14 protein-coding genes are annotated in these 13733 nt (G+C 67.7%); 8 read left to right on the forward strand and 6 right to left on the reverse strand.

Annotated features, from left to right (window positions below; genetic code table 11):
• Positions 1 to 160 precede the first annotated feature (160 nt).
• Entirely contained in the window at positions 161 to 1786 is a 1626-nt protein-coding gene (locus ASD34_RS17555; RefSeq protein ID WP_056579946.1) for a phospholipase D family protein, read from the forward strand.
• Between the two features lie 12 nt (positions 1787 to 1798).
• On the opposite strand, the gene ASD34_RS17560 is transcribed toward ASD34_RS17555, so the two are convergent.
• From ASD34_RS17560 to ASD34_RS17575, 4 genes are all read right to left on the reverse strand, one after another.
• Complete coding sequence (locus tag ASD34_RS17560; RefSeq protein ID WP_056579948.1) at positions 1799 to 2308, reverse strand: murein hydrolase activator EnvC family protein; 510 nt, start codon at positions 2306 to 2308, stop codon at positions 1799 to 1801.
• Between the two features lie 111 nt (positions 2309 to 2419).
• On the reverse strand, positions 2420 to 2908 hold the full coding sequence (locus ASD34_RS17565; protein ID WP_056579949.1) for a CreA family protein: 489 nt from the start codon (positions 2906 to 2908) through the stop codon (positions 2420 to 2422).
• An 11-nt stretch (positions 2909 to 2919) separates the two neighbouring features.
• Complete coding sequence (locus ASD34_RS17570; protein WP_056579951.1) at positions 2920 to 3471, reverse strand: NUDIX hydrolase; 552 nt, start codon at positions 3469 to 3471, stop codon at positions 2920 to 2922.
• A gap of 19 nt (positions 3472 to 3490) precedes the next feature.
• Complete coding sequence (locus tag ASD34_RS17575; RefSeq protein WP_056579953.1) at positions 3491 to 4192, reverse strand: fumarylacetoacetate hydrolase family protein; 702 nt, start codon at positions 4190 to 4192, stop codon at positions 3491 to 3493.
• 153 nt (positions 4193 to 4345) lie between these two features.
• On the opposite strand from ASD34_RS17575, the gene ASD34_RS17580 reads away from it, so the two are divergent.
• The 3 genes from ASD34_RS17580 to pgeF are packed head-to-tail and all read left to right on the forward strand — an operon-like array spanning position 4346 to position 6700.
• A complete protein-coding gene (locus tag ASD34_RS17580) occupies positions 4346 to 5260 on the forward strand; it encodes a hypothetical protein (protein ID WP_056579956.1) in 915 nt (304 codons plus the stop codon).
• A gap of 34 nt (positions 5261 to 5294) precedes the next feature.
• Positions 5295 to 5933 carry a maleylacetoacetate isomerase gene (maiA, locus tag ASD34_RS17585; RefSeq protein WP_056579958.1) on the forward strand — a complete coding sequence of 213 codons (639 nt, stop codon included), beginning with the start codon at positions 5295 to 5297 and terminating at the stop codon, positions 5931 to 5933.
• 14 nt (positions 5934 to 5947) lie between these two features.
• The gene (pgeF, locus tag ASD34_RS17590) at positions 5948 to 6700 is read left to right on the forward strand and encodes a peptidoglycan editing factor PgeF (protein ID WP_056579961.1); all 753 of its coding nucleotides are present in this window, start codon (positions 5948 to 5950) and stop codon (positions 6698 to 6700) included.
• On the opposite strand, the gene ASD34_RS17595 is transcribed toward pgeF, so the two are convergent.
• A complete protein-coding gene (locus ASD34_RS17595; protein ID WP_056579963.1) occupies positions 6632 to 6949 on the reverse strand; it encodes a hypothetical protein in 318 nt (105 codons plus the stop codon). The genes pgeF and ASD34_RS17595 overlap by 69 nt on opposite strands.
• A gap of 126 nt (positions 6950 to 7075) precedes the next feature.
• On the opposite strand from ASD34_RS17595, the gene phaC reads away from it, so the two are divergent.
• Complete coding sequence (gene phaC, locus ASD34_RS17600; protein WP_056582480.1) at positions 7076 to 8860, forward strand: class I poly(R)-hydroxyalkanoic acid synthase; 1785 nt, start codon at positions 7076 to 7078, stop codon at positions 8858 to 8860.
• Between the two features lie 61 nt (positions 8861 to 8921).
• Complete coding sequence (locus tag ASD34_RS17605; RefSeq protein WP_056579965.1) at positions 8922 to 10100, forward strand: acetyl-CoA C-acetyltransferase; 1179 nt, start codon at positions 8922 to 8924, stop codon at positions 10098 to 10100.
• A 673-nt stretch (positions 10101 to 10773) separates the two neighbouring features.
• Here the strand turns inward: ASD34_RS17605 and ASD34_RS17610 are convergent.
• Positions 10774 to 11685 (reverse strand): LysR substrate-binding domain-containing protein, encoded by a 912-nt coding sequence (locus ASD34_RS17610; RefSeq protein WP_056579967.1) that lies wholly within the window; start codon positions 11683 to 11685, stop codon positions 10774 to 10776.
• A 92-nt stretch (positions 11686 to 11777) separates the two neighbouring features.
• On the opposite strand from ASD34_RS17610, the gene ASD34_RS17615 reads away from it, so the two are divergent.
• Both ASD34_RS17615 and ASD34_RS17620 read left to right on the forward strand, forming a co-directional pair.
• Positions 11778 to 12791 (forward strand): Bug family tripartite tricarboxylate transporter substrate binding protein, encoded by a 1014-nt coding sequence (locus ASD34_RS17615; protein WP_056579969.1) that lies wholly within the window; start codon positions 11778 to 11780, stop codon positions 12789 to 12791.
• Between the two features lie 35 nt (positions 12792 to 12826).
• On the forward strand, positions 12827 to 13717 hold the full coding sequence (locus tag ASD34_RS17620) for an FAS1-like dehydratase domain-containing protein (protein ID WP_056579971.1): 891 nt from the start codon (positions 12827 to 12829) through the stop codon (positions 13715 to 13717).
• The last annotated feature ends 16 nt before the right edge of the window (positions 13718 to 13733 follow it).

Below are 13733 nucleotides of genomic sequence, written 5' to 3' on the forward strand. Positions count from 1 at the left end.
TTGACTCAGCGCCGACGGGCCATTGAAAACGCGAAAGCGCGCGGGTGCCGCGCATGGTAGAAACCGCCACCCGTGGGCGCGGTCGCGCATCGCGCCGCGCGGCAGCGGCGTTTTTTCACCTTTGCTCCCGTGCCCTTGTCCTCCCTATTTCCTGTCGTTCATGCGCAACCTGTTCCCCCGGGCTGACGTGCCGCGCGCCCGGTGGTTCGCCTGGATGCTGTGCGGCTTGGCGCTGCTTGTGCTCGCCGGTTGCGCCGGCCTGCCAACCGAGGTGGTGCGCAAACCCTCGAGTGCCATCGCCCATGACGCGGACACCGCGCTGGGCCGACTGGTGCGCGCCGCCGCCCCCCCGGGCGAGCCGCTCAGCGGCTTCCGCCTGCTGCCGATGCCGCAGTTCTCGCTGCACGCGCGCATCGAGCTGGCGCGCCGCGCGCAGCGATCCATCGATGTGCAGTACTACCTCGTGCAGAACGACGAGACCGGCCGCTACCTGCTGCGCACGCTGCGCGACGCGGCCGACCGCGGCGTGCGCGTGCGGCTCCTGGTGGACGACCTGTACACCGCGGGAGCCGACCCGCTGTTCACCAGCTTTGCCTCGCACCCGAATGTGGAGGTGCGCCTGTTCAATCCGTTCCCGGCCGGGCGTTCGCGCTTCGGCACGCGCTGGGCGTGGTCGATCCTGGACTTCGACCGCGTGCACCGCCGCATGCACAACAAGCTGTTCGTGGTCGACAACACGATGGCGGTCATGGGCGGGCGCAACATCGCCAACGAGTACTTCCTGCGCGACGGCGGCTCCAACTTCATCGACATCGACACGCTGGTGGCCGGCGCCGTGGTGCCGCGCTTGTCGTCGCTGTTCGACATGTACTGGAACAGCCCGTACGTGTACCCCATCGAGTCACTGGTGCCGCGCGGCGGCGAGTCGGCGCAGGCGCTGCGCGAGCGCTTCGACCGGCTCACGACCGGGCCCGAGACGCTGCATCCCGAAGCGCCCGAATCGACCGACCTGCTGGGCAACAACCCGCTGGCCAGGGACCTCGATGCCGGCAAGCTCTCGCTGAGCTGGGCGCGTGCCGAGGCCTACGCCGACGCGCCCGCCAAGGCGCTCGCGCCCACCGAAGAAGGGCGCGGGCTGCCCGCCGACCAGGCCACCGACAGCGTGCTCTACAACGTGCAGCGCTACCTGCGCGGCGCGCAGCACGAGGTGCTGCTGACCACGCCGTACCTGATCCCCGGGCGTGGCGGCATGGAGACGATGCGGATCGTGCGCGGCAACGGCGTGGGCTACACCATCGTCACCAATTCGTTGGCGGCCACCGACGAGTCGCTGGTGCACATCGGCTATCGGCGCTACCGCGCGCAGATGCTGCGCCTGGGCGTGGCGCTGTACGAGCTCAGCCCCAAGCGCGTGGAGCAGACGAAGCGCTTCGGCATCTACGGCTCGGCCAGCGGGCGGCTGCACGGCAAGTCGGCCGTGATCGATCGGCAGGTGGTGTTCGTCGGCTCGATGAACTTCGACCCGCGCTCGGCGCTGCACAACACCGAGATCGGCCTGTTCATCTTCAGCCCGCAGGTCGCGCAGCAGCTCACGAGCCTGATCGGCTTCATGCGGCTGGACGGTGCCTACCAGCTGCAGCTGGGGCCGCGCGGCGGCATCGAGTGGGTGAGCCCGGCAACGGGCGATGCGGCGGACACCATCCTGCACACCGAGCCCGAAACCCATTTCTGGGCCCGCTGGCGGCTGGAGCTGCTGGCGCCGCTGGTGCCCGAAAGCCTGCTGTAACGGCTTTTACGTTTACTGCTGCAAACGGCCGTTGAGGTACGGCTCGGGATCGACGGCGGTGCCGTTCTTGCGGATCTCGAAGTGCAGCTTCACGCGGTCGGATTCGCTGTTGCCCATTTCGGCGATCTTCTGGCCCTGGCGCACCACGGCGCCTTCCTTCACGAGGATGGTCTTCGCGTGGGCGTAGGCCGTGAGGAAGGTTTCGTTGTGCTTCACGATGACCATGTTGCCGTAGGCGCGCAACTCGCCGCCCACGTACACCACGCGCCCGTCGGCCGATGCCACGATGGGGTCGCCCAGGGTACCGGCGATGTCCAGGCCCTTGTTGCGCACGCCGTCGAAGCGCCCGATGGTGGTGCCGGCAGCAGGGCGGATGAACAGCGCCTGGCGTGGCGGCTGCGGCGCGGCGCTCGGACCGGGAAGCGGCTGCTGCGGCGGAAGTCCGGTCGTGGTGCAGGCGGCGATGCCCCCGGCCACGAGGAGCGTGGCGGCGGTGCGGAAAACAATAGTCTGAAGGTGCATGGCGCTGTTGGAACGGATTCGGTGCGGAGGGTTCCGTCGGAGGCCGAATCCGCGGACCGGACCGGCCGGACGATGCTAGCAAACTCGCAAGCCGAGCCCTTCAGCAGCCCCTCACTTGAGCGGAATCGGCGTGCCGCGGTCGACCGGCACGGCCGTGACGCTGTTCTTGGGCGAGCCGTCGATCAGCAGGTCGGAGTAGGTCAGGTAGACCAGCGTGTTGCGCTTGGGGTCGACCATGCGCACCACGCGCAGGCGCTTGAAGAGCACCGACAGGCGTTCGGTGTAGACCTCCTCGCGCTTGGGCAGCGGCTGCGTGATGCTCACCGGGCCGACCTGGCGGCAGGCAATGGACGCCTCGGCCTTGTCTTCCGCCACGCCGAATGCACCCGCGATGCCGCCGGTCCTGGCGCGCGAGACATAGCAGGTGACACCGCTGACCTTGGGGTCGTCGTAGGCCTCGATCACGATCTTGTGGTCGGGGCCGATGAGCTTGAAGGCGGTGTCGACCTCGCCGACCGTCTCCGCCTTGGCCGCCGAGGCCGCGAATGCAAAGCCGAGGCTAGCGCCACAGAGGAGGGTGGCGCGCAGGGTCTTGAGCATGGGGAAATTTTTCAAACGATGCTGAGTTCGTGCACGCGGTCGAAACTGCCGCGCTTGCGGTCTTCGAAGAAGTGTTCGAGCGCCTGGCGCACGGTGCGAAAGGCGATCTCGTCCCAGGGAATTTCTTCCTCGGCGAACAGGCGCGCCTCGATGGTTTCGTGGCCGGGGTCGAAGCGGTCGTCGAGCAGGCGGGCGCGGTAGAACAGATGCACCTGGCCCACGCGCACGACGCTGATCATGGCGAACAGGCCCTGCATCTCGAAGTTGGCACCGGCCTCTTCGCTGGTCTCGCGGGCCGCGCCTTCGGCGGTGGTTTCCTCAAGCTCCATGAAGCCCGCGGGCAGCGTCCACTTGCCCCAGCGCGGCTCGATGTTGCGCTTGCACAGCAGCACCCTGTCGCCCAGCACGGGGATGGTGCCGACCACGTTCAGCGGGTTCTCGTAGTGGACCGTGTGGCAGGCCGGGCAGACGGCGCGCTGCTTGGTGTCGCCGTCGTCCGGCACGCGGTAGACCACCGCCGTGCCGCAGTTCTTGCAATGCTTGATGGGTACGCGAAGGAGCATGAAGCGGACCGCGCGGGCGTCAGGCGATCTTCACGGTCAGCGCGGGCAGGCCGGCCACCTGGCCCACCAGCGTGTCGCCGGCCACCACGGCCGCAACGCCCTCGGGCGTGCCCGTGAAGATCAGGTCGCCGGGCAGCAGCTCCCAGGCCGCCGACAGGTGCTCGATGGTCTCGGCCACGTTCCAGATCAGCTTGCTCACGGTGCTGCGCTGGCGGTCGGTGCCATTCACCTGCAGAGAAATTTCGGCCTGCTCCGCGTTGCCGGCCTGGGCGACCGGCACGATCGGGCCGATGGGCGCGCTCTGCTCGAAGCTCTTGCCGATGTCCCAGGGGCGGCCCTGCTTCTTCATGTCGTTCTGCAGGTCGCGGCGCGTCATGTCCAGGCCGACGGCGTAGCCGTAGATGTGCTTGTGGGCGTCGGCGGCCAAGATGTTCTTGCCGCCGGTGCCAATGGCCACAACGAGTTCGATCTCGTGGTGCAGGTTCTTCGTGAGCGTGGGGTAGGCCATGGTGCCGGTCTGGCCGGCATCGACCGTCACCAGCGCATCGGCCGGCTTCATGAAGAAGAAGGGCGGCTCGCGGCCGGTGAAGCCCATTTCCTTGGCGTGATCTTCGTAGTTGCGGCCCACGCAGTAGATGCGATGCACCGGAAAGCGGGCGGGCTGACCGACGACCGGCACCGAAACGGTGGCGGGCGGGGCAAAAACAAACTCGGAGGCCATGGAAAGGTGTCCTTTTTCAGCGAAACGGGAGGGGAGACCGGCAGTGTGCCAGAGGCGGCACGTGCTTGCCGGCACGCCGGAGTCGGGATTTTGCGGCGGCCCACAATAGGCGCCTTCGCGCGTTTTCCCGACTCTCTTTCTCCTCGTTTCACCATGCCCATCCGACTCGGCAAAGCCGGCAAGGCCACCGCCTTCAACGAACTCGGTCGCGAACGCGACGATGCCGGCGATCAGGACGGCGCCCTGGCCGCTTACGCGCAGGCCAGCGCCATCCATCCCTACTGGTCGGCGCCCTGGTACAACGCCGGGCTCATCCACAAATACCGCGGCGACTGGGTCGCCTCGTTGCAGGCCAATGCCCGTGCCGTGCAGTGCGAGCCGCGCCACGAAGGCGCGCTGTGGAACCTGGGCATCGCGGCCACCGCGCTGGGCGACTGGCCCACGGCGCGGCGCGCGTGGCGGCAGTACGGCATCGGCATACCCGACGGCGAAGGTCCGATCGACTATTTCGTCGGGCTCACGCCGATCCGCGTGCACGGCGACGAGGGCACCGAGGTGGTGTGGGCCGACCGCATCGACCCGGCACGCGCCATCCTGCGCAACGTGCCCACGCCCGCCTGCGGCCACCGCTACGGCGACCTCGTGCTGCACGACGGCGCGCCCAACGGCTACCGGCTGCGCGGCGAACGCGAGGTGCCTGTGTTCGATGCGCTCGAACTGATCGCGCCGTCGGAATACGCGACCTACGAGGTCTTGGTGGAAGGCGTGAGCTCGGAAGACATCGAGGCCCTGGTGCAGCGCTTCAAGGCCGCGGACGGCTTTGCCGAGAACTGGACCGACAGCATGGAAATGCTCTGCCGCGCCTGCTCCGAAGGCCGCCCCTTCGGCGAGGGCCGCCACAACCACGGTGCCGACGAGGCGCCGGGCACGCTCGGGCCGTGGCGCCTGGGCATCGCCTCGCGCGAAGAAGCCGCGGCGCGCGCGGTGCTCGACGCATGGCAGCAGGAAAACCCCGACGCCGGGCTGCACGACTTGCGCTGCGTGCTCCCGGCCACACCCCGCTCCTGAAGGTGAAATCCAGGGGCGCTATCCTCGAGAAATCATGAAGCTGCATAACTACTTCCGCTCCTCCGCCTCGTTCCGTGTGCGCATCGCCCTGAACCTCAAGGGCCTGGACTACGACTACGTGCCCGTGCACATCGCGCGCGGCGACCATCGCACCGGCCCCTTCTCTGCGATTTCGGCAGACATGCTCGTGCCGATGCTCGAAGACGAGGGCGAGCGCTTCTCGCAGTCGATGGCCATCATCGAATACCTCGACGAAGTGCACCCCGAGCCGGCGCTGCTGCCGACCGACCCGGTGGGCCGCGCCCACGTGCGCGCACTGGCGCAATCGATCGCCTGCGAGATCCATCCGCTGAACAACCTGCGCGTACTCAAGTACCTCGTGAAGGAACTGAAGGTCGATGACGAAGCCAAAAACACCTGGTATCGCCACTGGGTGCGCGAAGGCCTGCTGTCGTTCGAGCGCCAGCTCGCACAGCACCCGGGCGGCACCTTCTGCTGGGGCGACACGCCGACCATGGCCGACTGCTGCCTCGTGCCGCAGATCTTCAACGGCCGCCGCTTCGACTGCGACTTCAGCGGCCTGCCGCGCACCATGGCCGCCTTCGACGCCTGCATGAAGCTCGACGCCTTCCAGCGCGCACAGCCTTCGCAGTCGCCCGACGCCGAGCCCTGAGCAGGCAACTCGCGATGACTGCGCAATGGCTGGAGCCCGAGTGGCCGGCGCCATCGAACGTGCGCGCCCTGTGCACCACGCGCGACGGCGGCGTGTCGACCGGACGCCATGGCAGCCTGAACCTCGGCGACCACGTGGCCGACGATGCTGCGCACGTTGCCGAGAACCGCCGGCGGGTGCAGCAGGCGATCGGCACGCAGCCGGTGTTCCTGCAGCAGGTGCATGGCACGGGGCTCGTGTCGCTCGACGATGCCGTGCACGACGGCACCGTCGCCGATGCCTGCACCGCGACGACTGCCGCACGCGCCTGCACGGTCATGGTGGCCGACTGCCTGCCCGTGCTCTTCACCGACGCACGCGGCCACCGCGTGGCCGCCGCGCATGCGGGCTGGCGCGGGCTGGCTGGCGGCGTGCTCGAACAGACCGTGCGCGTGTTTGCTCAGGACGACGGCGCTGCGCACCTCATGGCCTGGCTCGGTCCCTGCATCGGCCCGAAGGCCTTCGAGGTCGGGGCCGAGGTCAAGGCGGCGTTCGAGGCGCAGTCGCCCGGGGCGGCGTCGTGCTTCACGCCCGCAGCGGCCGAAGGCAAGTGGCTGGCCGACCTGCCCGCGCTCGCGCGACAGCGACTGCGTGCGGTGGGTGTCGGGTCGCTCTACGGCAACGACAGCGGCGATGCGTGGTGCACCGTCACGCAATCGTCACGGTTCTTTTCGCACCGGCGCGACGGCGTCAGCGGGCGTTTCGCCGCGCTGGTCTGGAAGGTCTGACGCCGCCGCTTCCGCCGTATCTGCAGCAGCGCGGCGCGCGGCCTCCTGGGCCTGCGCTTCGCGTTCCTTGATTGCCCGCCGGCGTGCCGGCGTGGCCATGAGGTAGATCACCAGCGCCACCGGCGCCAGGCCGTACAGAAGAAAGGTGACGATGGCGCCCAGCACCGTGCCCGTGGTGTTGGTGGCCTCGGCCACCGCCATCATCACGGCCACATAGAGCCAGCCGATCACGATCAAATGGATGAACACAGGCGCAGACGTTTTGTTTCAAGAGATTAGTGAAAGCGCGGCGTTGTGAGTGCCTTGCGAATGCAGCATACTCAAAACACGCAAGCCATCCGTTCGTATCGACCCAGGCCACGGCCAGGAGACATGATGAAGCAAGAAGACACGGGGGCCGATGCGTTCGCGCCCTTCCAGAAAGCCCTCACGCAGGGCTGGACCCAGGCCATGGAGGCTTTCCAGAAAGCTGCAGGTCCAGGAGGCTCCGCCGCTTTCGACGTCGGCGGCACGCCGCTATGGCAATTGCCTCAGATGCCGCAGTTTCCGGGTGCGACGGGCATGCCCGAATTGCCCAAGCTCTCCATCGATCCCGAACAGCTCCAGTCGATCCAGCAGCAGTACCTGAGCGACGCCACCGACCTGTGGCGCCGCGGCTTCGGTGCCCGGCCCGAGGGCGACAAGCGCTTTGCCGCCGAGGCCTGGGGCAGCAACCCGCTGGCGGCCTTCTCGGCAGCCGTGTACCTGCTCAACGGCCGCACCATGATGCGCATGGCCGAGGCCATCGACGCCGACGACAAGACCAAGGCGCGCCTGCGCTTCGCGGTCGAGCAGTGGATGGCCGCGGCCTCGCCCAGCAACTCGCTCGCCTTCAATGCCGAGGCGCAGAAGAAAGCCATCGACACCCAGGGCGAGAGCATCGCCAAGGGCATCCAGAACCTGCTGCACGACATGAAGCAGGGCCACGTCAGCATGACCGACGAAAGCGCCTTCGAAGTGGGTCGCAACGTGGCCACCACGGAAGGCGCCGTGGTGTTCGAGAACGAGTTCTTCCAGCTGCTCGAATACAAGCCGCTCACCGCCAAGGTGTATGAGCGGCCGTTCCTGCTGGTGCCGCCGTGCATCAACAAGTTCTACATCCTCGACCTGCAGCCCGACAACTCGCTCATCCGCTATGCGAACGCGCAGGGCCACCGCGTGTTCGTGGTGAGCTGGCGCAACCCCGACGAGTCGCTGGCCCAGGCCACCTGGGACGACTACATCGAGAACGCGGCCATCAAGGCCATCCATACCGTGCAGGAGATCAGCGGCCCCACCAACAAGTCCGGGCAGATCAACACGCTGGGCTTCTGCGTCGGCGGCACCATCCTGAGCACCGCGCTGGCCGTGCTCGCGGCGCGCGGCGAGAAGCCGGCCGCCTCGGTCACGCTTTTGACCACCTTCCTCGACTTCAGCGACACCGGCATCCTGGACATCTTCGTGGACGAGCCCATGGTGGCGTACCGTGAAATGCAGCTGGGAAAGGGCGGCCTGCTGCCCGGCGGCGACCTCGCCTCGACCTTCAGCTTCCTGCGCCCGAACGACCTGGTGTGGAACTACGTGGTCGGCAACTACCTCAAGGGCGAGACGCCGCCGGCGTTCGACCTGCTGTACTGGAACAGCGACGCGACCAACCTGCCGGGCCCGTTCTACGCCTGGTACCTGCGCAACACGTACCACGAGAACAAGCTGGCCAAGCCCGGCGCGCTCACGGTGTGCGGCCAGAAGGTCGACCTCGGCAAGATAGACATCCCGGCCTACATCTACGGCTCGCGCGAAGACCACATCGTGCCGATCGGCGGTGCCTACGCGTCCACGCAGTTGCTCACCGGCAAGAAGCGCTTCGTGATGGGCGCCTCGGGCCACATCGCGGGCGTGATCAACCCGCCCGCGAAGAACAAGCGCAGCCACTGGCTGCGCGAGGACGGCAAGTTCCCCAAGACCCAGCCCGAATGGCTGGCCGGCGCGCAGGAGCAGCCGGGCAGCTGGTGGACCGACTGGGCACAATGGCTCAAGAGCCACGCGGGCAAGCAGATTCCTGCGCCCAAGGACTACGGCAACGGCAAGGCCTACAAGGCCATCGAACCCGCGCCGGGGCGCTACGTGAAGGCCAAGGCCTGAACGGGCGCCGGCGCCCGCAAGACAGCAACCGATTTCAAATCACCTCAACGGAGAGAACCTCATGGAAGACATCGTCATCGTTTCGGCTGCGCGCACGGCGGTCGGCAAATTCGGCGGCTCGCTGGCCGGCATTCCCGCCACCGAACTGGGCGCCCTCGTGATCAAGGAAGTGATCGCGCGCGCCAACCTCACGGCCGACCAGGTGGGCGAGGCCATCATGGGCCAGGTGCTCGCGGCCGGCGCGGGCCAGAACCCCGCGCGCCAGGCATGGCTCAAGGGCGGCGGCACCAAGGAAACGCCGGCGCTCACCATCAACGCCGTGTGCGGCTCGGGCCTGAAGGCCGTGATGCTGGCGGCGCAGGCCGTGGCCACGGGTGACTCCGAAATCGTGATCGCCGGCGGCCAGGAAAACATGAGCATGGCGCCGCACGTGCTGCCCAACTCGCGCAACGGCCAGCGCATGGGCGACTGGAAGCTGGTCGACACCATGATCGTCGACGGCCTGTGGGACGTGTACAACCAGTACCACATGGGCATCACGGCCGAGAACGTGGCCAAGCAGTACAACATCGACCGCGCCTCGCAGGACGAACTGGCCCTGGCCAGCCAGACCAAGGCCGCCGCCGCGCAGGACGCCGGCAAGTTCAAGGACGAAATCGTCGGCGTGAGCATCCCGCAGAAGAAGGGCGACCCCATCGTCTTCAACCAGGACGAGTTCATCAACCGCAAGACCAGCGCCGAGGTGCTGGCCGGCCTGCGTCCCGCCTTCGACAAGGCCGGCGGCGTGACCGCGGGCAATGCCTCGGGCCTGAACGACGGCGCCGCCGCCGTGATGGTCATGACGGCCAAGAAGGCCGCTGCCCTGGGCCTGAAGCCGCTGGGCCGCATCGCCAGCTACGCCACCGCCGGCCTGGACCCGACCATCATGGGCATGGGCCCGGTGCCCGCATCGCAGAAGGCGCTGCAGCGCGCCGGCTGGAAGGCCGCCGACCTCGACCTGCTCGAGATCAACGAAGCCTTCGCCGCACAGGCCTGCGCCGTGAACCGCGAAATGGGCTGGGACGTGAACAAGGTCAACGTGAACGGCGGCGCCATCGCCATCGGCCACCCCATCGGTGCATCGGGCTGCCGCATCCTGGTGACGCTGCTGCACGAAATGCAACGCCAGAACGCCAAGAAGGGCATCGCCTCGCTGTGCATCGGCGGCGGCATGGGCGTGGCGCTGACGATCGAGCGCTGAGCCTGATCGCCGGGTGAGCCGGTACGGGGAGGGGAGGCTGGGGTTCGCAAGGGCCGATGCTTCCCCTCCCTTTTTTGTGCCCGCTGTTCGATCGACCCGCCCGTGGCTTATTTCGACCGGTCCGGAGCCACGAGGTCCCGGGCCAGGCCCGAGAGCCAGCCGATGCCTTTCGCGCCCGCACCGGCCGATTTGGCGCACTGAGAACCTTTGGGTTCAATCGAGCGGTGGGCGTCCGAGCGGCTGGTCCATTTGTTCACCGCTCAAAAAATGAGCAATGTGTCGAATCCCTTTGTAAAACAACAGCTTGCATTCGTTTTACAAAGCTCCGACCCAGTTACCCCCAAAGTTGCCCACAGAAAGTGGGGATTGAAGTGGACTTCTTCACAACCGGCGGCAAGTCGTTGGTTTCAAAGGGCGGCCTAGCACAGGCAACCCCCTGTTTTTTCCCTTGACTTTCTTGTTTTGCAGCCATTTTTGGACCCCCAGGTCGCCAGAGTTGTGCACTGCAAAAATTTTAAGCAAACTAACTATTCCCTTTGTAAAACAACAACTTATGAAGGCTTTACAACGCGACCCCTGACTTACCCCCAAAGTTGTGCACAGAAAATGGGGAAGACATCGGATTTCTCACAAGGCGCCTGCAAGTGCCTGTTTTTGGCCGGGAATCCGGCTGTCAGTCGGCTTCGGCTTGCGCGGTGGCGTAGCGTTGGCACAGGGTCTCGACCAGCGCCTGCGCGTACACGGGCAGGGCGGCGCGGTCGCGCACGAGCAAGTAGCGCTCGCGCACGCACCAGGGGTCGCTGAGCTCGACCAGCGCGAGTTGCATGCTGTCCTGGTTGCGCCGCGCGGCCGACTCGGGCACGACGCCGATGCCCACGCCGCTGCCGATCATCCGGCACATGGCGTCGAAGCTGCCGAGCTGGATGCGCAGCTTCTGGCGCTTGCCCAGGTGGTCGGTGATCTGCCCCAGGAAGGCCTGCAGCGTGCTGCCCTGCTGCATGCCGATGGCGTCCTCGTCGAGCGTCTCGGCGAACGAGATGCGGCGGCGCCGCGCAAAGCGGTGCTGGCGCGAGGTGACGAGCACCAGCCGGTCGGTGCTGAAGTGGATGGTGTCCAGGCCCAGCGTGTCCATCTGTCCCGCGACGATGCCGATGTCGGCGCGCCCGTCGCGCACGCCGCGCGGGATCTGAGCATTCGGTTTTTCCTGAAGGTCGACGTTGATGCGTGGGTTGGCGGCCAGGAAGCCGGGCAGGATCTCGGGCAGGAAATCGGTCACCGCCGTGGTGTTGGCGAACACGCGCAGGTGGCCGCGCAGGCCGCCGCCGTACTCGAGCAGGTCGGCGCGCAGCTGGTCGGTCTGGTGCAGCACCAGCCGGGCGTGGTGCAGGAAGGCTTCGCCCGGTGGCAGCAGCCGCACGCCGCGGGCCTCGCGCTGCAGCAGCTGCAGGCCGGCCTGGATCTCGAGCGCCTTGATGCGCGCGCTGGCCGCGGCCAGCGACAGGTGCTGGCGCTCGGCCGCCCGCGTGAGGTTGCCGAGCTCGGCTGTGGCCACGAACAGGCGCAGGTCGGTCAGGTCGAAGAGCATGGGGCGATGGTAGCCAAGCCTTCGGAAATTCAGAAGCCTGGGTTCCGAAATCGCAGATTGCGCCGGCGGGGCCGGCAGCAGACCATGCGGCCATGGAGACACACAACACCACCACCCCCGCCTTGCGGCTTCGCGCCAAGGCGCTGATCGCCTTGGGCCTTGCCGCCACCACCTTGCTGGCCGCCAACCCGGCCACCGCCCAGACCTACCCCTCGCGTCCCATCACGCTCGTCGTGCCCCAAGCCGCGGGCGGCACCAACGACATCGTCGGGCGCCTCGTCGGCCAGAAGCTCGGCGAGGTGTTGAACAACGCCAGCGTGGTGGTCGACAACCGCCCCGGCGCGGGCGGCAACATCGGCACGCAGCTGGTCGCCAAGGGCCCGAAGGACGGCTACACGCTGCTCATGACGATCAGCAGCAGCCAGGCCATCAACCCCGCGCTGTACAAGAACCCGGGCTTCGACCCCGAGAAAGACTTCAAGCCCGTCGGCCTGATCGGCGCCGTGCCCAACGTGCTGCTGGTGAACCCGTCGTTTCCCGCGAAGAACTTCGCCGAGTTCCTGAAGCTGGCGCGCGAGAAGGGCGCCAACTACCAGTACGCCTCGGCCGGCAACGGCACGCTCAACCACCTGCTGGGAGAAATGCTCAACAGCATGGGCGGCATCTCGCTGCAGCACGTGCCGTACAAGGGCGTGGCGCCTGCCATCAACGACGTGCTCGGCGGGCAACTGCCGATCGTGTTCGCGAGCCTGCCTTCGGCGCTGGCGCACATCAAGGCCGGCAAGCTGCGAGCGCTGGCCGTGAGCGGCGAAAAGCGCTCGCCCGTGCTGCCCGACGTGCCCGCCATCGCCGAGCAGGTGCCGGGCTACAACGGCACGCTGTGGATCGGCCTGTTCGCGCCGGCCGGCGTGCCCGCCGATGTGTTGGCCACCCTGCAGGGCGCGACCCGCAAGGCGCTGGACGCCAAGGACCTGCGCGACAAGCTCGACCAGCAGGGCGTCGAGATCGCAGCGCCGACGTCGCCCGAGCAGTTCTCGGCATTGCTGCACACCGACCTGGCGAAGTGGGCGCGCATCGTCAAGGCCTCTGGCGCTGCCGTCGATTGACCCGGCCATTCATTTTTCTTCTCGCCACTCACGCCATGACTTCTCTACTGATCGACGCCGAAGCCCTCGCGCGGCTGCAGGCCTGGCAGGGCCGCAGCGAAACGCTGCGCGACGACGTCACCGCCGCGCCCGTGCGCGCGCTGTCCGCCACGCTCGACCGCGACGACCCGCTGCCCGAGGCGGGCACGCGCCTGCCCGCGCTGTGGCACTGGCTCTACTTTCTGCCGCACCACCGCCAGTCGGAGATCGGCGAAGACGGCCATGCGAAGCGCGGCGGCTTCCTGCCGCCCGTGCCGCTGCCGCGCCGCATGTGGGCCGGCGGCCGGCTGACCTGGGAACCGGGCAATCCGCTGCAGGTGGGCGATGCGATTGAGCGAACGTCGACCATCGCCTCGGTCACGCACAAGGCCGGCCGCACGGGCGAGCTGGTGTTCGTGCTGGTGCGCCATGAGGTGCGCAACGCGCGCGGGCTCGCGCTGACCGAAGAGCACGACATCGTCTACCGCGCCGCCGCCGCGCCGGGTGAGGCCGTGCCGCCACCCACGCCCGCACCGAAGGACGCCACTTTCAGCCGCGACCTCGTGCCCGACGACGTGCTGCTGTTCCGCTATTCGGCGCTGACCTTCAACGGCCATCGCATCCACTACGACCGCCGCTACGTCACGCAGGTCGAGGGCTACCCGGGCCTCATCGTGCACGGGCCGTTGATCGCGACGCTGCTGGTCGACCTGCTGCGCCGCAACGCGCCGGCCGATGCGCAGCTCGCGCGCTTCGAGTTCCGCGCCGTGCGCCCGACCTTCGACATCGCGCCGTTCCGCGTGCACGGCAAGCCCGCCGAAGGCAGCACCGACGGCAAGACCTTCAGCCTGTGGGGCGAGGACGCCGACGGCTGGCTCACGATGCAGGCCACGGCCGTGCTCGCCTGAGGAAAAGAAGAAAGAA

It is taken from the genome of Variovorax sp. Root473, assembly GCF_001426505.1.
In the GTDB taxonomy this organism is placed as follows: Bacteria; Pseudomonadota; Gammaproteobacteria; order Burkholderiales; family Burkholderiaceae_C; genus Variovorax.

Excerpts from the sequence above, each read along its gene's own strand:
- ASD34_RS17605 (WP_056579965.1), top strand. The coding sequence starts at position 8,922 with ATGGAAGACATCGTCATCGTTTCGGCTGCGCGCACGGCGGTCGGCAAA.
- pgeF (WP_056579961.1), top strand. The coding sequence starts at position 5,948 with ATGACTGCGCAATGGCTGGAGCCCGAGTGGCCGGCGCCATCGAACGTG.
- ASD34_RS17580 (WP_056579956.1), top strand. The coding sequence starts at position 4,346 with ATGCCCATCCGACTCGGCAAAGCCGGCAAGGCCACCGCCTTCAACGAA.
- ASD34_RS17570 (WP_056579951.1), bottom strand. The coding sequence starts at position 3,471 with ATGCTCCTTCGCGTACCCATCAAGCATTGCAAGAACTGCGGCACGGCG.
- ASD34_RS17565 (WP_056579949.1), bottom strand. The coding sequence starts at position 2,908 with ATGCTCAAGACCCTGCGCGCCACCCTCCTCTGTGGCGCTAGCCTCGGC.
- ASD34_RS17620 (WP_056579971.1), top strand. The coding sequence starts at position 12,827 with ATGACTTCTCTACTGATCGACGCCGAAGCCCTCGCGCGGCTGCAGGCC.
- ASD34_RS17610 (WP_056579967.1), bottom strand. The coding sequence starts at position 11,685 with ATGCTCTTCGACCTGACCGACCTGCGCCTGTTCGTGGCCACAGCCGAG.
- ASD34_RS17615 (WP_056579969.1), top strand. The coding sequence starts at position 11,778 with ATGGAGACACACAACACCACCACCCCCGCCTTGCGGCTTCGCGCCAAG.
- maiA (WP_056579958.1), top strand. The coding sequence starts at position 5,295 with ATGAAGCTGCATAACTACTTCCGCTCCTCCGCCTCGTTCCGTGTGCGC.
- ASD34_RS17555 (WP_056579946.1), top strand. The coding sequence starts at position 161 with ATGCGCAACCTGTTCCCCCGGGCTGACGTGCCGCGCGCCCGGTGGTTC.
- ASD34_RS17575 (WP_056579953.1), bottom strand. The coding sequence starts at position 4,192 with ATGGCCTCCGAGTTTGTTTTTGCCCCGCCCGCCACCGTTTCGGTGCCG.
- phaC (WP_056582480.1), top strand. The coding sequence starts at position 7,076 with ATGAAGCAAGAAGACACGGGGGCCGATGCGTTCGCGCCCTTCCAGAAA.
- ASD34_RS17560 (WP_056579948.1), bottom strand. The coding sequence starts at position 2,308 with ATGCACCTTCAGACTATTGTTTTCCGCACCGCCGCCACGCTCCTCGTG.